We start from the raw sequence: 18,475 nt of genomic DNA, 5'->3' as shown, positions 1-18,475 counted from the left end.
ATGTCCTAGCCTCCTTTCGAAAAGCATTAACAATAATAATCTTTATTTCTATGGTTCTACAACTGTATTCGCTACTTCAACACCTTCTTGAAGCTCGATAACGAATGTGTTTTTAATTGGATTATGGTTTTCATCCAATGAGAATGTTCCTGTAATACCTTCAAAGTCTGTAATTGTTGTTAGCGCATCTGTTACATCTTGAGGATCAGTTGATCCAGCTGCTTCCATTGCTGCAAATGCTAAGTTAGCTGCGTCGTAAGCCAAGGCTGCAAATGAGTCAGCCGCTACACCGTAAGTTTCTTCATATTCTGCTAAGAAGTCTTTTACTTTTTGGTCATCGCTATTTGGTGTGAAGTGTCCTGTATAGTACACATCGTTCACATTTTGAGCGCCTGCTAATTCAACCAATACTGAGTTAGCAAAACCGTCTGGTCCTAAAATAGGTTGTTCAATTCCCATTTCACGAGCTTGTTTGATAATCAAACCAGCTTCTTCATAGTAACCTGGGATAAAAATAACGTCGTAGTCTAAGTTACGGATATTTGTTAAAATCGCTTGGAAGTCAGTATCTCCCGTTGAGAATACTTCTTCTTGGACAATCTCACCCGTGAAGACATCTTTAAAGGCATCTGCTAATCCCACACCATAGTCAGTTGAGTTATCAACAACAATAACTGCTTTTGTAGCAGATAGATTGTTTTGAGCAAAGTTAGCTAAAACTTCTCCTTGGAATGAATCTTGGAAACAAACACGGAAAATATATTCCCATACTGTTTCGCCGTCTTTCGTTACAGAGTCACCTGTTGCAGCTGGTAAAATCGCTGGCACACCTGCACGCGTTACAGCTGGTGTTTGAGCATTCGCATCACCTGTTGTTGCAGGTCCGATGATTGCTGAAACATTGTCTTCTGTTGCTAAACGAGTCGCAACACTGGCTGCTTCTTGAGGTTCTGTTTTGTTGTCATAGCTGATGTAAGTAACGTCTTCACCTAAGACACCACCAGCATCATTAATGTTTTCAACAGCAAGTTTTACACCTTGATCCATTGGCGTACCGTATGCACTTGCACCGCCTGATAATTCAAAGTTACCACCAATTACTGCGCCTGACGCATCTGCTGCCCCACCATTTGATGAATCAGAATCTGCCCCGTTTCCACATGCAGCCAATAGCACTGTAGATGCTAGTCCTAACCAAAACTTTTTCTTCATATATATTCCTCCATGTTCAACGCAGTTCATCTTTGCTGTTGATAGTTTATAAAATTAGGAGAATTTCTTTTTTCTCCTTAATTTTTAATGTTCATAGTATAGAATATTCTGACAATTTAAGCAACCTGTTTTTGAACCTTTTTCTTTTTTTCTATCAAAAAGTCAATTTCCTCCTCCTTTTCATTTTGAAAATCATCTTTTCTTTCATTTTTAAAAAAAATGGAGCTAGCAAGCAACTAACTCCATTTCTTAGACAACTACTCAACTGACTTGAGCGCCTCAATCATATCAACATGTTTTAATTTATAGTGCATAATGACCATAACAATCATAGAAAATAGAATGGTCAACAAGAAAGAATAGAGATAACTCGACAATGAGATGGTAATTGGGAAGAGCATAAAGTCCACTTCAACCATACCTAGGATGACTACGGTTAGTAAACGGCCCAGTCCAAATCCAGCTAAAATCCCTAGTAAACTTAAAATAAGTGTTTCGCGATAAATATACATGCTTACTTCCGTATGATAAAAACCGAGCACCTTAATCGTTGATAATTCTCTAATCCGTTCTGATACATTCACATTGGTCAAATTATAAAGGACGATAAAGGCTAGGGCTGCAGCTGAGATAATCAAGACCACCGTTACTAAATCCAATATTTCCAAAGTATCGGAGAATTGTTTATCGATTGTATCGATAAATGTAATCAAGTTAATGTAGCCTGCTTCCATACTCTCCTCAGCAAACTGTCGTTCCCAGTCCCCTTTTTCTTTAAATGTCAATAATTCTGTGTTGGCCTCGAAGCGTTCAGAAAAAATTTCTTCATATAAAGCTGCCGTTAAGTAGATGGTATGTCCCGTATAATTCTCAGTAATCGCTTGAACCGGCATACGATAGCTCACTTCTTGGTCATCACGAATAACTAATTCATCCCCCACTTCAACGGCCATTAAACGTGCTAGCTTTTCTGTTACGATAATACCGTCGTCAGTTAATTGATAAGATTCATCACTCTTGCGGTCCTTTAACTTTACAAAATCGGCTAAGTTATCCGTTGTCTCTGGCACAAAAATGGTTACATCTTGGGTAGAAATGCTTGGTCGATCTGCTTTATAAGATGCCTGTAAGGTTAATAAACTATTATCCAATTGTGAATAAGCATCTTTCAATTGCTGATAACCTGCTTCAGCCTCAGCCGTTTGATTTTCAGCTAAGGCAACTACCGCATCGTAAGTAGCAATTTCACTAAACTGAATACGTGCCAAGCCAGATATTGAATTGGTAATGGCAAAACCAGTTAGAATGAGAGCCGTACTCCCTGCGACACCAATAATCGTCATGCTATTTCTTAATTTATAGCGAACAAGATTACGAACGGTAATTTTGCCATTAAATCCTAGGTGGTTCCAAATAAATGGCAGCCGTTCGAGTAAGACACGCTTGCCATTTTTTGGTGACTTCGGTCTCATCATTGAAGCTGGGCTTTCTTTTAGGGCGCGGTGAGCTGTATAAGCAGCCGGGCCAATCGTACAAAGTAACGCTACTAGTAAAGATAGGATGCCATAAGATAGGTAGTAGCTAATGTTTAGTTCTGGCAGAGTATATAAGGTGCTGTAGGCTTTTACAATTACTCTTGGGAACAAGTTATAGCCAATTAATAATCCTAAAACTGTTCCTCCAAAACAAGCGGCTGCAGCATAGACTACAAATTTCTTTGCAATATCAAGATTGCCATAGCCTAATCCTTTTAACGTTCCCATTTGTTGACGCTGCTCATCAACCATACGAGTCATCGTCGTAAAACTAACTAAAGCTGCAATCAAGAAAAAGAATATCGGAAAAATGGTTGCAATAGCAGAAATACGATCTGCATTATCACGGTAACTTTGATAACCGGGATTAACTGTCCGATCTTGAACAAAATAAACAGGCGTATCTAAATCTGCTAGCTCTTGCTTGGCTGTCGCCAATTCTGCTTCGCCATCTGCTATTTCATCTTCTGCTTTTATCCGTTCTAACTCAAAGCTAGCAAACCCTTCTGAATAGTCCGCTTCTCCCTCTTCTAATTGTTGAAGAGCATCATCAAGTGCTTCTTGTCCTGCCACTTTCTCAGCGTTCAATTGACTGTATGCCTTATCGATTTCAGCTTGTCCTGACTCAAGTTCGCTAAGACCAGCAGCTAATTCTGTTCGAGCCGCTTCTAATGCATCTGCTTGGTCTTCAAACTGCTTATCCGCCTTAACCACTTGGTTTTGAATGTCTTGCATAGCGAGTTGCACTTTATTTTGTAAGATGTTTTTAGCTTGTGTTAATTCTTTTTGTTTTTGGTCAAGATTAGCCACACTCGTTGCATAGACATTTTTTGCATTAGTCAGCATCTGACCTTGGTCTAATAAATCTGTTTCAGCTTGCTTAATAGTTGCTTGAAGGGTTGAAGCGTTTGATTGGAGTCTACTAACTGTTTCTGTTTGTTGGTTAATGCCAGTCGCTAAGCTGGATTGGAGGCGTTCTTCTTCCGATAAGGGAATGGTATCAGCTGTAGCTTCTCCTTTTAAATAAGCGAGGGTTGAAGCAAACAAATCCGTGCGAGCTCCTTGGTCATTTAGCGCTTGTAAATAGGTCGATTTCTGTTCTTCCGTTAGTGAGTCATAAGGTGTTTGTAAAATTTCCTTCACCAGTTGCAATTGACTCTGACGGTTAGCCAACAAATCTGTTTGTGACTGAAGAGCCGTTTCCGCAGCTGTTAAATCGGATTGGATTTGGTTTAATCGGTCTTTAGCAAGCAGTAGATCTGCTTGTCCTTCTTCCAATAATTGTTCTTGAGCTTGCAAACTTTCACCATAAATTTCAAGTTGGCTTTGGGCACTTTCAACTTCCGCTTCTCCATCCAATAATAATTGGATTTGCTCTCCTAACGCCTTTCCTTCGGGCGTTGGAATTGGATTCTCCGCTAGAGCTTCTATAGAAACTGCCGCATCTAGTTGTTGGAGTAGCTGATCGCGTTGAATTTGCCAATTTGCCTGAGCATCGGCATAGCTTCGGGCATTTTCTTGCCACTGATCCAGACCGCTACGATAGTCTGCCCAAGCTTTATCTAGTTTGGCCTGTTCTTGGGCAAGTTGGGCTTGTCCAGCTGAAATTTCTCTGTCGAAGAGTGCCTGATTTGCCTCATATTCTGCTCTGCCTTCATCCAGTTCTTGGCGGGCCGATAGTAATTCTTCTTCAGCATCCTTCAATTGTTGACGAGCGCTTTCCAGTTCTTTTTCTGCGTCAAATAGCTCTTTACGGGCATCGTTGCGGATTTCATTGATCCGTTCAATCGGCCGGCCATTCAAAGTGACTTCTACTTCATTGGCTTTTTTGTCGACTAAGGATTCATACTCTTCTGTATAAGCGATGAGAGACTCGCTATTGTTAAAGCGTCCATAGACCTCTGAATAAATATCGGCGGTTATATCATCTCTTACAACAACACCGAACCCATCTAAAGTCCCCTTTCCAACAGTAGTATTTCCCCTTGAAATGTTTTCAATATAAATAGGCGAATGAACAAAACCAACCACTGTATAGCTTTGATCAATGACTTGAATCGTTGCCTCTTCGTCGGCGCTCTCTTCTTGGTTATCTATGTCAAAATGGATTTGATCACCAATTTGATAGCTACTCTTCAATAGTTGGCTAGCATCTAATGCGATTTCACCTGTTTTTTGAGGTAAGCGACCAGACTCTATCTCAAAGTTATTCATGCTTTGCTTGCCTGCTTGATAAGGATACAGTTTTAATAGGTAAGCATCGGCTTCAACCGCCACATCTATGGTGCTAACTGCCTCGAATGTTAGGCCATGAACTTCTTCGATTGCTTCGATGTCCTTATCGACAATGCCGTAAGTAGATAAAATTTTCAAATCGAAAAGTTGGTTATCTCGGTAATAATTATTAGCGATTTTCAACATGTCTGGTCCTGCCGCACTAATACCTGCATAAAAACCAACACCTAATGTAATGATGGCGAGCAAGGCAATAAATCGTGCCTTATTATTGGAAACTTCCTTCCAAATATCTTTCCATAGTGCTTTCTTCTTCATTACAGTTGTCAGTCCTTTACCATTCTATTTCTGAAACATCCTTTGGTTGAGGGTTCTGGCGGATTGCCCGAACTTTGGCATTGTTTATTTCAATAATACGGTCTGCCATTGGGGCAATGGCTTGGTTATGCGTAATCACAATGACCGTCGTGCCTGTATTACGACAGGTATCTTGCAATAAGGACAAAATTTGTTTGCCTGTTTCATAATCAAGGGCACCCGTTGGCTCGTCGCATAAGAGTAGCTTCGGTTGTTTAGCAATCGCTCGCGCAATGGCCACACGCTGTTGCTCTCCCCCCGACAATTGGGCAGGAAAATTATCCATACGCTGTTCCAAGCCTACTGCATTCAGAACCATTTCAGCATCCAAGGCCTTTCCAGAAATTTGCGATGCTAATTCTACATTCTCCTTAGCAGTAAGGTTAGGAACTAAATTATAAAACTGGAAAATAAATCCAACATCTAATCGACGATAAGTCGTTAGTTCTTTTTCTGTGTAGTCAGCAATATTAGTGCCACCGATGATAATCTCACCTTCACTAGCCATATCCATGCCGCCCAATATATTTAAGACGGTTGACTTCCCAGCCCCTGACGGACCCAAAATAACAACAAATTCACCTTTTTCAATATCAAAGTTTATATTATCGTTCGCAACAATTTTATTGTCACCCATTTGGTAGTATTTACTAATATTTTTTAAGCTTACATAACTCATGCCTTCACTTCTCTTCTATATTATAAATAAATAGTCAAAATTGCTTTCTTTGATATTATTATACTTAAAATTGTTAAATAGATAAAGCACCACCGTGTCCTTGGCGAACACGGCGGTGCTTTTCATTACTTAATGATATTAGTTAAAACTTCGCCATGCGAAACTTTTCTCTTTTTGATATCCTCTTCAACGTAACCAACTTTCAAAACTTGAACAGGTTTAAAATCTTGGGGAATTTCTAAACGCTCTTTTAAAACTTGGTCGATTAAAGTAACTTTCTTTTGTTCAGAGGCAAATCGATAACCCAAGAAACTATTGGTTGCTTGTAATTGCATGTTACCCATTACAATGCCTGCATAAAGGTAGGCAGATTCTTCAGACAAGTCACTTTCCTTAACAGAAATAATAAAGTAAACAGGTCCACCTAAACTCACTTCTTCTATTAAATCAGCTGGAATATTCTTACCGCTTTCTGTTAAGTATTCCAATGCACGTTCACTGCTAATCACAGAAATATGGAATTGGTCTCGCAGCTCATCAATAATCGGTGCTGATTGTCCAGCTTTAACGATACTTTCAATCTGTGCTCGGGTTAAATGTATCCCCTTAAAATGCTCACTCGTATGATTTTGAGCAATAACTTTTTCAAATTCCATTTTTCTGCCTTCTTTCTGTTAATCGCTTAATAAAGCAAATTCATCATTTTTTAATATTATACGCTATTTGTCCATTATTTTCAGCCATTTTTTAAATAAAATTGTGAACAATCTTTGCATAGGTTGAGACCACTGATTATGTTAAAATAGTCTTATCAAGACCCCTAGAAAGGGATGGAAACTATTATGAAGAAAAACGTTATCGTCATTGGTGGCGGATCAAGTGGCCTAATGGCTGCTGCCACTGCTGCAGAATTTGGTGCAGCCGTAACAATCGTTGAAAAAAACAAAGATCTCGGCAAAAAACTGCTGCTTACTGGTGGAGGCCGATGTAATGTTACTAATAACCGACCTGAAGAAGAAATCATTGCTCATATCCCTGGTAATGGCCGTTTTTTACACAGCGCCTTTAACCAATTTAACCAATTCGATATTATGAAATATTTTACATCACGTGGTGTTGCACTCAAAGAGGAAGACCATGGTCGAATGTTCCCGGTCACAGACCGCGCAAGAACTATCCTGGAAACCTTTATTGAAGAACTGAAAAGACAAGGCGTGACGGTTCGGACCAACGCAACAGTTGCTAAAATTATCTATTCTCAGAACAACGCTATTGAAGGTGTTGAACTCGACTCCGGTGAAATTCTGCCGGCAGACCGAATTGTTTTAGCTACTGGTGGAAAGTCATTACCTCGAACAGGTTCAACAGGCGATGGCTACCGTTTTGCTAAAGAAGTCGGTCATACGATTACAGAGCTTTATCCAACAGAAGCTCCGATTACGTCACCAGAACCCTTTATTAAAGAACGTGTTCTAAAAGGTTTATCACTAAGAAACGTTGCCTTAAGTGTCTTAAATAAAAAAGGTAAAAAAGTGACCAATCATCAAATGGATATGATTTTTACCCATTTTGGTGTCTCTGGCCCTGCTGCCCTTCGTTGTTCCATGTTTATTCATCAAACAAAGAAACGCGATAAAGTAGACATTGTAACTATGAGTTTGGATGTTTTTCCAGAACAAAGTCTGGGACAGCTTCAACAAGACATGCAAAAGCTTATTAAAGAACACGCAGATAAAAGTGTTAAAAATGGTTGGAAAGATTTAATGCCAGAGCGCTATTTACTATTTGGGCTTGAGCGTGTAGGAATCGATCCAAACCAAACACTTAAATCATTGAACCCTAAAGACATTCAAGCATTTGCAGAGTTTTGTAAATCATTTACCTTCCAAGCTGATGGCACACATCCACTAGACAAAGCATTTGTTACCGGTGGTGGTGTCTCTACTAAGGAAGTCAATCCGAAGACAATGGAAAGTAAGCTAATGCCCGGTTTATATTTCTGTGGTGAGTTATTGGACTACAATGGCTATACAGGTGGCTATAATATTACAGGTGCCTTCGTTACTGGGCATACTTCTGGCTATCATGCCGCAATCGATGACTAATAAAAGAGAGTGGGAAAAAAGGCGTTTAGCCCCGAATCGTTGGACCGAAAAAACGCAGGGTGGTCGTAGACCATCCGAGTATTATTCGGGAAACGCATGTCGGGGCTGCCTTTTTGAGCACGTTTGCGCAACAATTATTCGTATATAAAAAATGGACTTGGGAATATTCCCAAGTCCATTTTTGTTTCGTATCGCTCATTTTTGTCGATACAAAACTTCAAATCCAGCTGTATCGACTATTTAACTAAGAAAAGCGGACAAGTCCGCCTTGGCCTATGAAAAAATAGGAAATTTGACCCTGAATGAGCAGCGAAGCGCGCAATGGGGCAAATTTATCTTTTTTTCAGTAGGCCAGGACTTGGGAGCTAGACATTGATGGCTGAACTTATAATCCTCTAGTCTATAAAAAAACTCCACAGCTGTTTTGGAGCAAACAACTGTAGGAGCAATTTTCTATTTAGTCTTTTGAATAATAAAGACTTTTAAATATTGGCTTGTTTGACTGGCAGCTGGTGCTGGGAAGTCTTCTGGTAGGCGGTGCTCTTCTAAAATGCGGCAGCCCACTTCTTTATTTTTAAAGGCTTTTTCAATGTCTGCTTTGAATTTATCGCGCTTGTAGTTAGCGGCGTTGGATGAGCAAACAAAAATCGCATCATCTGCTGAAATATCAATTAAATCTTCAACCATTTTACTGTAGTCTTTGACCACTGAGAATGTCCGTTTCTTAGTACGGGCGAATGATGGCGGGTCAACGACAATCAAATCAAAGGCTAACGACTTACGTTTAGCGTATTGGATGTAATCAAAAACATCCATCACACGAATGAGTTGCGTATCTGGGTCAATGCCATTCACGACAAATTGTTCTTTCGTTTTTTCCAAAGAGCGATTAGCAACATCCACACTGGTTGTATGAGCAGCGCCACCCATAGCAGCGGCTACTGAAAATGCCCCCGTATAACTAAAGGTATTGAGGACAGACTTACCACTCGCATAACGTTCCATAATCGCTTGACGAACATGACGTTGGTCTAAAAAGATACCCGTCATCCAACCTTCATCTAAGTAAGTCGCATACATGACACCATTCTCTTTGACGTAAAGCGGTTCTGGTGCTTGTTGGCCTTCTACAAAATCACTAGCTGCCTGATCATCTGATTGATAGCGGTTTTTTTCGTAAATACCTGTTACAAATGGAAAAACTTGTTTAAAGGCTTCAATCAATTCTGCTTGATAACGGTAAACGCCTTTACTGTACCAAGAGAAAACCGCATAACTATCATAAAGGTCAATCGTTACACCAGGAATACCATCTCCTTCAGCGTTAAACAAACGAAAAGCAGTCGTCATCTCATCATCTAACAAAGCTTGACGTCTCGCTAAAGCCGTGTGGAATTGCTGGATAAAGAAGGTTTGGTCAAACGCCTCTTCCTTGTGATAACTGTAAATCCAACCTAATCCTTTGTTTTGAATAGCTAAGTAAGCATTAGCTACAAACTGCCCTTGTGGGTCAACTAATGACACGACTTCTCCTTCTTCAAAGTGAAGCTCTTTAGGAAAACTTTCTTTCACCAATAAAGGATCACCTTTTCTAATAAAAGACGCTGATTTTTGCGTCACACTGATTGCTCTTCTTGTACTCATCTTATTTCCTACTCTCATTTCTTTTTCACTTTCAAGCCTTTTATCACAATATTACAACATAAACATTAAGAATAGTCATCAAACGCATAACTTTATTTGACTGTTAATAACGGTAGTCATATAATACATATACGAATTTACACTTTTTTAACAGAAAAGATACAATTCGTTTTTTTATGAAAATAAACCTTGAAACTTACTGATAAAATATGTCCATATGGAGGGGATAACCTTGTTTCAAAAAATCAAAGAGACCAACCCTAAGCGTTACGGTTTCTTTCTTATTGCGGTCCTACTATTCTGGCTGAAAACTTACCTTGCTTATCAATTGGAATTTTCTTTAGGAGTTGATGGTTTTTATCAACAACTGCTCTTGTTTATTAATCCACTTGCGAGTACCTTACTTATCTTCGGGATCTCGTTACTGTTCTCGGACGCTAAAAAAGGTTACCGCGCACTCTTGGTTCTGTATGCATTAAATACATTACTCTTGTTTTCAAATATTCTGTATTACCGAGAATTCACGGATTTCATTACAATCAAAACGATTCTCAGCGCCTTTTCTTTAAGCGGCGGTATCGGAACCAGTGCAATTACCATGTTAAATATGCGTGATATTCTCTACTGGGCTGATTTCATTTTACTTCTTTTCCTATATAAAAAGAAGGTCTCTTTTTCAAATACCGAACAAGCCTTTAAAAAGCAATACGCTTTTGCTACATTAGCCTTGGCAGTCGGCGTATTCTTCGGTAACTTAAGTCTAGCAGAAATTGACCGTCCACAACTACTGACACGGACATTTGACCGTAACTACATTGTAAAATACTTAGGTTTAAATGTATACACAGCTTATGACAGTGTTAAAACAGCCCAAGCTAACTCGGTTCGTGCCAGCGCAGATAGTTCAGATATGGCACCTGTTTTAGATTACTTAGAAGACCATCACGCAGCAGCTAACGCTACTTACTTCGGTCAAGCTGAAGGCCGTAACGTGATTTTTATCCACTTGGAAAGTATGCAACAATTTTTAATGAACCTATCTATGGTTGAAGAAAATGGTGTTGAAAGTGAAGTGACACCTTTCCTAAACAGCCTTTACAATAGTGAAGACTCTTATAGTTTTGAAAACTTCTTCCACCAAACAAGCCAAGGAAAAACAAGTGATGCTGAGTTGCTCGTTGATAATTCATTATTCGGCTTGCCACAAGGTTCTGCCTTTACACAACTAGGTGCTGAGAACGTCTTACATTCAGGTCCACAATTGTTGAAATCAAAAGGCTATACATCAGCTGTTTTCCACGGTAATGTGGGATCATTTTGGAACCGTGATAACGTTTATAAATCAATGGGTTATGATTATTTCTTTAGTTCTGAAACAAGCTACACTCTTAATGAAGAAAATTCATTGGAATACGGCTTGAAAGATAAACTATTCTTCCAAGAATCGGCTCAATATTTAGAAAAAATGGAACAACCTTTCTATTCGAAATTTATTACCGTTTCTAATCACTTCCCATTCCCAGATGATGAATTAAACACTGTTTTTGATATTCCTGATACAACTGATCAAACCATTAACGGCTACTTCAATACAGTTCACTATGCCGATCAAGCATTGGAAGAATTTTTCCAATACTTGAAAGAAATCGATCTATATGATAACACCATGTTTGTCTTATACGGTGACCACTATGGTATTTCAAACTCAAGAAATCGTACGTTAGCACCATTGCTTGGCAAGAGTCCAACTCTTTGGAATGATTACCAAAACACTATGCTACAACGTGTACCGTTTATCATCCATATTCCAGGAATTGGTAGCGGCGAAATCAAAGACACATTCGGTGGACAAGTTGACGTTCTACCAACTGTTCTTCATTTACTCGGTGTCGAAACAGAATCTTACGTTCAAATGGGACAAGATTTACTTTCTGACGAGCATGACCAAACTGTTGTCTTTAGAAATGGAACGCTCGTGACACCAGATTATACTATCTTAGATAGCTATGTTTACGATACAAAATCTGGTCGTATGCTAGCAACAACACTCGATGTTGAGACAGATTTAACAAAAGAAGTACTTGCCCTGAAAGAAGTCGGTCAAACCCAATTAAATATGTCTGATCAAGTCTTAAATGGCGACCTACTTCGTTTCTACTCACCAGCTAACTTTACACCAGCTGATAAAGAATCTGTTAATTACTTGGATTCTCCAGGTCAATTGTTAAACGATTATTTAGAAGCAGGCGAAGACAGTACATCCGTCTTGAAGAAAAACAAAGATGAGTCTACTGTGCCACTGTATCAAACTGATGCACCTGAGTTTCCAGCTAACCAAGTCGAAACAGAAGAAACAGATGTAGAAGAATCTGCCGACGACACGCAAACACAAGAAATGGAATAAAGCAAAGCCTCCAACTCAAAATGATATGCTCCCCCTAAAGTAGACACTTGAAAAAGTAAAACTATTTTAGGGGGAGTTTTTATGCGTTCAAATAGGAAACATACAACTGAAGAACTGGAAAGGTATATCCAGTTCTATCTGGAAGAAGGAAAAAGTTATCGGGAATTAAAGAAGGATTATGGATTGTTGTTAGCCGAAACGACCTTCGCTACCTGGAACATGGCATGTCCGGCATTCAGAGCCAGGCAAAAAATAATACTTACAGCCGAGCCTTCAAGGAAACGGTTGTCCAGGAGCACTTGCAAGAAGGAGTGACGCTCAGTCAGCTGGCGCGCAAGCCCGGAGACCTTGGCTCCGGGCGGTCCCACGGCAATCCACAAGCAAACACGAAGGCCGGAGGGCATTTCCTTCGCCAACACCCAATACGGGGGCAATTAAAAATGCCATGCACAACAAACGTTATACATGGCATAAACTATTTTGTTTTTTTACCTGTCTACTTGACAGGGGGCAGTTCAAAATCAGAGTTGGAGGCTTTTTATCTAACTTATTTTTTTAGGAAATGTAATGGTAAAGGTCGTCCCCTCATTTAGCACACTGCTAACTGCTATTTGTCCATCATGCTTTTCAACCAGTGACCGTACAATAGCTAAACCAATACCACTTTCACCAAATTTATTATTTTTACGTGAAATATCAGCCTTGTAGAACCGTTCCCAAATAGAATGAATATCTCCTTCATCGATTCCAATACCATTATCCGTCACCTTTATAACGACAGCCTGATCAGTTTCCTCAGCCGACAAATGAATTTGCCCCTGATCAGTAAACTGAATAGCATTGTTGGTGAGATTCACAATGATTTGGATGAAACGATCATAGTCTGCGTAGACCTGTAAGTCTGCCGGCGCAACAGTCACCTTAATTTGGTTTCCTTTGCTAGCTGCCTTCTTTTCAAGTTGTTCTTGCACATTTAACAAAGCCTCACCAATATGAAATTCCTGCTTCACTAAGACCAATTGATTCGACCTGATTTTTTCATAGTCTAGATTTTCATTCACCATCCGAATCATTCGTTTCGTCTCTTGATGCATGAGGGCGATGCTTCGGCCTTTACTCTTTTCTGGAATCATATCATGAGCTAAGCCTTCTAAAATACCATTAATACTGGTTAATGGGGTGCGCATTTCATGGGCGATATCCATCATAAACTGCCGGCGCAAATTTTCTTGCCGTTCAATCTCTTCTTGCGATTCTTTCAGAGACTTGGCCATGACATTAAAGTCACGAGACAGTTCATCGAATTCATCTTTCTGATAGTCAACCAGTGAAATATCGAAGTTTCCTTGCGCAATTTCATTGGTAGCCTTTCTCATACGGGTAATACGACGGGTTAAATAGTCAGCGATCCCAAAGCTTATCGTTGTTGCAATCCCGCCAACCATTAAAACGGTTAGAATAATATTTTTCTGGACGTCACTAATGTCACTCTGGATGCCACTAACAGGTGAAGCAACCGCCACAAAACCTGAAAATTCCTTAGACAAGCTATTGAAGAGTGGCAAATAGACTGTCACAATCGAAATCTCCTCATTCATAAAGCCACGGTCTCGCTGAGTTAAGGAAATTCGCTCGCCTTCTTTTAGACGTTCAAGGTCCTGCCCACTCAAACCACTCACATAATTCGAATCGTTAGTAGGATAAACTAAGCGATCACTGCTATTATATAGGGCTAAGAGTACATCTTGCTGAGCAACTATTTTCATACCCGCCTGAATTTCCTGAGTCGTCATACTTTCATCAATAATCGCTTCAGCATAACCAAAGAGCTGTTCTTCTTTTTGCTCATAAATGTTATGAACGAGGAAACGAACGAATATTAATCCAATTGCTGTTGCCGTAATAAAAATGACAATAAAGAAGGAGCAAAGTTGCTTATAAATAAATTTCAAATGGTCTCCTCCTATTCGATTATGGTGTCATCGAATTTGTAGCCGACTCCCCAGACCGTTTGAATCAATTGTGGTCCGACTTGTTCAATTTTTTGACGAAGCTTTTTAATGTGAGCATCAATCGTACGCTCGTCTCCAAAGTAGGGGTCTTCCCAAATACTGGTCAATAGGTGCTCTCTGGAGAAAACTTGTTTAGGATGGCTAGCCAATAAAGCAAATATTTCAAATTCCTTAGGTGTTAAGCTTTCAATACTAATATCATCAAGAAAGGCTTCACGCGTTGATGTACTAATTTTTACGCGATTTGTTGTAATATCAAACCGACTGTCATTCTCTGGTTCTTTGACCGGGTTAGCTAATTTAGAGCGGCGATACAGGGCTTTGATTCTTGCCATTAAAGTCAAAGGACTGAACGGTTTGGTTACGTACTCATCTGCCCCGATTTCCAAACCGATCACTTGATCACTTTCCGAATCACGAGCTGTGAGCATAATAATGGGAACGTGGTCTGATACTGATCTGATTTTTTGGCAAACTTGCATGCCATCCATCGTTGGCAAGTTTAAATCAAGGATAATCATATCCCACTTTTCTTGGTCTGCTAGAAATACATCTAATCCTTGCTTGCCATCACCTTCAAATTGGGGTTGCCAAGCTTCCTTTTCAAAAAACATATCCATCATTTCGCAGACTGCTTCATTATCTTCAATCATTAATATATTCATGACGGTCACCCTTCTTTCTGTCTTCTCTATTATAACCGATTATTGATTAGCTTTCTCTCAATAAGCAAGATTCTTCCCAACTACTGTATCATGATTTTTTGAACTTTTTGTGAAGAAAAAAAACGGAAATTTTTTCTTTTGCGGATATTATATATAGAAGATAAAAGGAGTGATAAACATGAATCAAATATCATTAATAGGACGGATCGTCCGTCCGATTGAATTACAGGAAGTAGGAGCTGGACGTTTTGTTGCTAACAACACCTTAGCTGTTCAGAGACTCAAGAAAAAAGAGGATGGTCAAAGCCAAGCCGACTTTATCCCTATTGTCGTTTGGGATAAACTTGCTCATTTATTGAAACAATACTGCTCAAAAGGGTCGCTCATTGGTGTTAACGGTCGCTTAGCTTCTCGTTCCTATACAAATGGCAACAATCAAAAAGTCTATGTTGTTGAGCTGATTGTTGATGATCTTCATTTCATCGAGCCTAAAAAGAAACAGGATACACAAACGACTACATCTGATAGTCCTGATATTGTCGAACTCCCTTTTTAAAGTGGTCTTCACTCACCTCTCATGAGAAGACCCGTATAGAAAAAAACAGGTCGAGACTATGTCTCGGCCTGTTCTAATAAACAATTTCTTTACTTCTTAGTTTGTCTGCATACTCATTGATTTTTCGAATACGGTGGTTGATACCAGATTTAGAAATTTCACCACTTGGCACCATTTCTCCTAACTCTTTCAAGCTGACATCTGGATTTTCTAATCGTAATACTGCGATTTCTTTCAGTTTAATTGGTAGTTTATCTAATCCAACCATTTCATCAATAAATTCAATATTTTCAATTTGTTTAGCTGCAGCATCAATCGTCTTATTCATATTAGCATTTTCACAGTTAACTAAGCGGTTAACTGAGTTACGCATATCACGAACAATACGAATATCCTCAAAACGCATCATCGAATTGTGAGCACCTACTAGAGCTAGAAAGTCAGCAATTTTTTCTGCTTCTTTCAAATAAGTAATATAACCATTTCGTCGCTCGATCGTACGTGCGTTAAAATCGAATTGATTCATAATCTGACAAATATCTTGATTATGATCTTCATAGTTAGAATAAATCTCTAAATGATAACGACTCGTTTCCGGGCTATTTACTGAGCCACCTGCTAAAAAGGCACCACGTAAATAAGACCGTTGCTTCTGTTCATTCATCATAATCTCTTCTGAAACATGAGTCTTAAAACTCAGCCCATCGAATATCTCTAATTCGTCGAGAAGTTCCCTTACACCGTGCTTTAAGCGCACAATATAAATATTGTTTTTCTTCAACTTCATTTTACGGCGAACGAGTAACTCACCTTCTGAGTTGTAATGATCTTTCAATAATGAATACATACGTCTAGCAATGGCTGCATTTTCTGATTGGATATTTAAGACCAAACTTTGGTTATAAATACTCACCGACCCATTCATTCGAATAAGCGCTGTTAGTTCTGCCTTAGCATGTTCACGGTGAACTTCTAAGGTTGTTAGCTCTTTTTTTACTTCTGAAGCATATGACATCGCTGTTCCTCCTCTCTTTAGTAGTGACTTGTTTATAGTGTATTCAATCGCATTGATGACATTAAGTTAATAATTTCTGAGGCTACTTTTTCGCCGTCATGGTAGACGCCGCCCTCTTTTAAATTAAGAAAATCTGCTGAAATCACACGGCAGTTTTCATCACGTAAGGATTGAAAATCGTGGCGAACTTGGAAGAGATATTCTTCGTCTGCCTGTTGATTCAAATACTCACTTGGGACTTCTTCTGTATTGACCAATACAGTATTGATAAATGGTTGATTTAAGTGCTCATGTAAGACTTTTACATGGTCTGCATCAGAAAAGTTTTCTGTTTCGCCAAGTTGAGTCATAATGTTACAAATATAAACCACTTCAGCCTTTGCATTCAAAACTGCTTGACCTAAATTACTAATCATTAAGTTAGGTAAAATGCTAGTATACAAACTTCCCGGTCCAATCACAATAACATCGGCATCACTAATAGCACGAAGCACGTCGCGTGAAGCAACCGCTTCTCGGCTCTCATCTAACGGTTTTACCCAGACATGTTCAATTTTTTTACGGTGTTCAGCGATTTTCGATTCGCCTTTAACAATGTGTCCGTCATCAAATTTAGCATACAAGGTTAATGGTTCTTCAGCAGCAGCGAAAATTTTGCCTTTCACTTGCATCATCGTTGATAGCAAACGAACAGCATCAAAAATACTCCCTTTCATTTCAGCTAAAGCCGCAATTACTAAGTTCCCAATCGCATGGCCCGAGAAGAAATCATCACTGGAATCAAAACGATATTGGAATATCTCCTTATATATATCAGGTAAATCAGATAAGGCATTCATACAGTTACGAATGTCACCAGGTGGGATAATATTTACATAGTCACGAATAACACCGCTACTACCGCCATCATCCGCAACCGTTACAATAGCAGTTAAATCAACATTATATTGTTTTAGTTGTTTTAAAATAACAGGCAGACCTGTTCCTCCACCCAAAACAACAATCTTATGTTGGCGTTTTTTGGATTTTATTAGTTCACTCATGACCGATTCGTAGCCTCTTTTCGTTTGTTTTTATCACGATGAGTGATGTTCACGACATAACCATCATTTTGAAGATGGAGGGCTACGCGTTCAGTGAGGGCAACGGATCTGTGCTGACCTCCTGTACATCCAATACCGATAGTGACACTCGTTTTTCCCTCTTTTTTGTAGCCGGGAATAATATAATCTAATAGATCAGTAAATTTGCGGTAAAAGGTTTCTGTTTCAGGCTGTTGCATCACATAATCATAGACTGCCTTATCTAATCCCGTTAACGGTCGCAATTCATCGACATAATGTGGGTTTGGCAAAAAACGTACATCCATCAAGATATCGGCATCAATCGGCGCACTATATTTAAAGCCAAAGGATACGACCTCTATATGGAACAAGCCATGTTCTTTATCTTGGAATTTCTCTAAAATCATTTCACGTAATTGACGTGGCGTTGTTTTACTTGTATCCACAATCCACTGTGCACGGCTGCGAATATCCGTTAATAGTTCACGTTCTTTTTTAATTCCTTCTGATAGGGTTCCAGCTGTTTGAGTTAGTGGATGGTTACGTCTGGTTTCCTTATAACGCGAAACTAAAACGTCATCTGACGCATCTAAAAAGATTGTTTTTGTTGTAATAAATGAGGTGTTATCTAAGCTGCCAATAGCTGTCATAATTTCGTCAAAAAATGCTCTTGAGCGTAAGTCAATCACTAAGCAGACACGGCTAATTTTCCCTGATTCTTTTACAAGCTCCCAAAACTTTGGCAACAAGCTTGGCGGCATATTATCCACACAAAAATATCCTAAATCTTCAAATGTTTGCAGTACAACTGTTTTCCCTGCACCGCTCATGCCTGTAATAATAACGAGTTCGAGTACATCAGCCATGATTATTCCTCCTCTTTCTTTGCTTAAAGATTATTATAACACACCGGGCGTGTCGTATACATCTTTATTCGTTATTTATGAAAATATTCTCGCTTACATTTCAATTCTATCGTTATATTTAAATTT

14 protein-coding genes are annotated in these 18,475 nt (G+C 39.2%); 4 read left to right on the top strand and 10 right to left on the bottom strand.

From position 1 onward, the window contains the following. Window positions 1-48: 48 nt before the first annotated feature. From G7057_RS07260 to G7057_RS07245, 4 genes are all read right to left on the bottom strand, one after another. Window positions 49-1,212 carry an ABC transporter substrate-binding protein gene (locus tag G7057_RS07260; RefSeq protein WP_166162389.1) on the bottom strand — a complete coding sequence of 388 codons (1,164 nt, stop codon included), beginning with the start codon at window positions 1,210-1,212 and terminating at the stop codon, window positions 49-51. A 257-nt stretch (window positions 1,213-1,469) separates the two neighbouring features. Continuing rightward, entirely contained in the window at window positions 1,470-5,300 is a 3,831-nt protein-coding gene (locus tag G7057_RS07255; protein WP_166162387.1) for an FtsX-like permease family protein, read from the bottom strand. A gap of 16 nt (window positions 5,301-5,316) precedes the next feature. Beyond that, window positions 5,317-6,018: an ABC transporter ATP-binding protein gene (locus G7057_RS07250; RefSeq protein ID WP_166162385.1), complete on the bottom strand. Its 702-nt coding sequence runs from the start codon at window positions 6,016-6,018 to the stop codon at window positions 5,317-5,319. Window positions 6,019-6,143: 125 nt separating this feature from the next. Then, entirely contained in the window at window positions 6,144-6,674 is a 531-nt protein-coding gene (locus G7057_RS07245) for a nitroreductase family protein (protein WP_166162383.1), read from the bottom strand. Window positions 6,675-6,860: 186 nt separating this feature from the next. Here G7057_RS07245 and G7057_RS07240 point away from each other — a divergent pair, with 186 nt between their 5' ends. Next, window positions 6,861-8,123 carry a BaiN/RdsA family NAD(P)/FAD-dependent oxidoreductase gene (locus G7057_RS07240; protein WP_166162381.1) on the top strand — a complete coding sequence of 421 codons (1,263 nt, stop codon included), beginning with the start codon at window positions 6,861-6,863 and terminating at the stop codon, window positions 8,121-8,123. A 453-nt stretch (window positions 8,124-8,576) separates the two neighbouring features. On the opposite strand, the gene G7057_RS07235 is transcribed toward G7057_RS07240, so the two are convergent. Next, window positions 8,577-9,767 carry a class I SAM-dependent rRNA methyltransferase gene (locus tag G7057_RS07235; RefSeq protein WP_166162379.1) on the bottom strand — a complete coding sequence of 397 codons (1,191 nt, stop codon included), beginning with the start codon at window positions 9,765-9,767 and terminating at the stop codon, window positions 8,577-8,579. 217 nt (window positions 9,768-9,984) lie between these two features. On the opposite strand from G7057_RS07235, the gene G7057_RS07230 reads away from it, so the two are divergent. Together G7057_RS07230 and G7057_RS07225 are read left to right on the top strand one after the other, a co-directional pair. After that, the gene (locus G7057_RS07230) at window positions 9,985-12,171 is read left to right on the top strand and encodes an LTA synthase family protein (protein WP_166162377.1); all 2,187 of its coding nucleotides are present in this window, start codon (window positions 9,985-9,987) and stop codon (window positions 12,169-12,171) included. Between the two features lie 81 nt (window positions 12,172-12,252). Next, the gene (locus G7057_RS07225) at window positions 12,253-12,486 is read left to right on the top strand and encodes a hypothetical protein (RefSeq protein WP_166162375.1); all 234 of its coding nucleotides are present in this window, start codon (window positions 12,253-12,255) and stop codon (window positions 12,484-12,486) included. A 227-nt stretch (window positions 12,487-12,713) separates the two neighbouring features. Here G7057_RS07225 and G7057_RS07220 read toward each other — a convergent pair whose 3' ends face one another. Then, window positions 12,714-14,123, bottom strand: coding sequence for a sensor histidine kinase (locus G7057_RS07220; RefSeq protein ID WP_227004568.1), 1,410 nt, complete (start codon window positions 14,121-14,123; stop codon window positions 12,714-12,716). An 11-nt stretch (window positions 14,124-14,134) separates the two neighbouring features. Next, window positions 14,135-14,848 carry a response regulator transcription factor gene (locus tag G7057_RS07215; protein WP_076767329.1) on the bottom strand — a complete coding sequence of 238 codons (714 nt, stop codon included), beginning with the start codon at window positions 14,846-14,848 and terminating at the stop codon, window positions 14,135-14,137. A 178-nt stretch (window positions 14,849-15,026) separates the two neighbouring features. On the opposite strand from G7057_RS07215, the gene G7057_RS07210 reads away from it, so the two are divergent. Next, window positions 15,027-15,404 (top strand): single-stranded DNA-binding protein, encoded by a 378-nt coding sequence (locus G7057_RS07210; RefSeq protein ID WP_166162373.1) that lies wholly within the window; start codon window positions 15,027-15,029, stop codon window positions 15,402-15,404. A 73-nt stretch (window positions 15,405-15,477) separates the two neighbouring features. Here G7057_RS07210 and whiA read toward each other — a convergent pair whose 3' ends face one another. Genes whiA through rapZ form a run of 3 tightly spaced genes read right to left on the bottom strand, consistent with a single transcriptional unit; the run spans window position 15,478 to window position 18,349 of the window. Next, complete coding sequence (gene whiA / locus G7057_RS07205) at window positions 15,478-16,419, bottom strand: DNA-binding protein WhiA (protein WP_076767333.1); 942 nt, start codon at window positions 16,417-16,419, stop codon at window positions 15,478-15,480. A 32-nt stretch (window positions 16,420-16,451) separates the two neighbouring features. Beyond that, window positions 16,452-17,462 carry a gluconeogenesis factor YvcK family protein gene (locus G7057_RS07200; protein WP_166162371.1) on the bottom strand — a complete coding sequence of 337 codons (1,011 nt, stop codon included), beginning with the start codon at window positions 17,460-17,462 and terminating at the stop codon, window positions 16,452-16,454. Beyond that, window positions 17,459-18,349, bottom strand: coding sequence for an RNase adapter RapZ (gene rapZ / locus G7057_RS07195; protein WP_166162369.1), 891 nt, complete (start codon window positions 18,347-18,349; stop codon window positions 17,459-17,461). Before rapZ ends, G7057_RS07200 begins: the two co-directional genes overlap by 4 nt. Between the last annotated feature and the right edge of the window lie 126 nt (window positions 18,350-18,475).

This window comes from Jeotgalibaca arthritidis, from assembly GCF_011100465.1.
Lineage (GTDB): Bacteria > Bacillota > Bacilli > Lactobacillales > Aerococcaceae > Jeotgalibaca > Jeotgalibaca arthritidis.
Note: the sequence above shows the minus strand (reverse complement) of the source record. Positions and strands in the feature narration are given on the sequence as shown.

Excerpts from the sequence above, each read along its gene's own strand:
- G7057_RS07260 (WP_166162389.1), bottom strand. The coding sequence starts at position 1,212 with ATGAAGAAAAAGTTTTGGTTAGGACTAGCATCTACAGTGCTATTGGCT.
- G7057_RS07255 (WP_166162387.1), bottom strand. The coding sequence starts at position 5,300 with ATGAAGAAGAAAGCACTATGGAAAGATATTTGGAAGGAAGTTTCCAAT.
- G7057_RS07250 (WP_166162385.1), bottom strand. The coding sequence starts at position 6,018 with ATGAGTTATGTAAGCTTAAAAAATATTAGTAAATACTACCAAATGGGT.
- G7057_RS07245 (WP_166162383.1), bottom strand. The coding sequence starts at position 6,674 with ATGGAATTTGAAAAAGTTATTGCTCAAAATCATACGAGTGAGCATTTT.
- G7057_RS07240 (WP_166162381.1), top strand. The coding sequence starts at position 6,861 with ATGAAGAAAAACGTTATCGTCATTGGTGGCGGATCAAGTGGCCTAATG.
- G7057_RS07235 (WP_166162379.1), bottom strand. The coding sequence starts at position 9,767 with ATGAGTACAAGAAGAGCAATCAGTGTGACGCAAAAATCAGCGTCTTTT.
- G7057_RS07230 (WP_166162377.1), top strand. The coding sequence starts at position 9,985 with ATGGAGGGGATAACCTTGTTTCAAAAAATCAAAGAGACCAACCCTAAG.
- G7057_RS07225 (WP_166162375.1), top strand. The coding sequence starts at position 12,253 with ATGCGTTCAAATAGGAAACATACAACTGAAGAACTGGAAAGGTATATC.
- G7057_RS07215 (WP_076767329.1), bottom strand. The coding sequence starts at position 14,848 with ATGAATATATTAATGATTGAAGATAATGAAGCAGTCTGCGAAATGATG.
- G7057_RS07210 (WP_166162373.1), top strand. The coding sequence starts at position 15,027 with ATGAATCAAATATCATTAATAGGACGGATCGTCCGTCCGATTGAATTA.
- whiA (WP_076767333.1), bottom strand. The coding sequence starts at position 16,419 with ATGTCATATGCTTCAGAAGTAAAAAAAGAGCTAACAACCTTAGAAGTT.
- G7057_RS07200 (WP_166162371.1), bottom strand. The coding sequence starts at position 17,462 with ATGAGTGAACTAATAAAATCCAAAAAACGCCAACATAAGATTGTTGTT.
- rapZ (WP_166162369.1), bottom strand. The coding sequence starts at position 18,349 with ATGGCTGATGTACTCGAACTCGTTATTATTACAGGCATGAGCGGTGCA.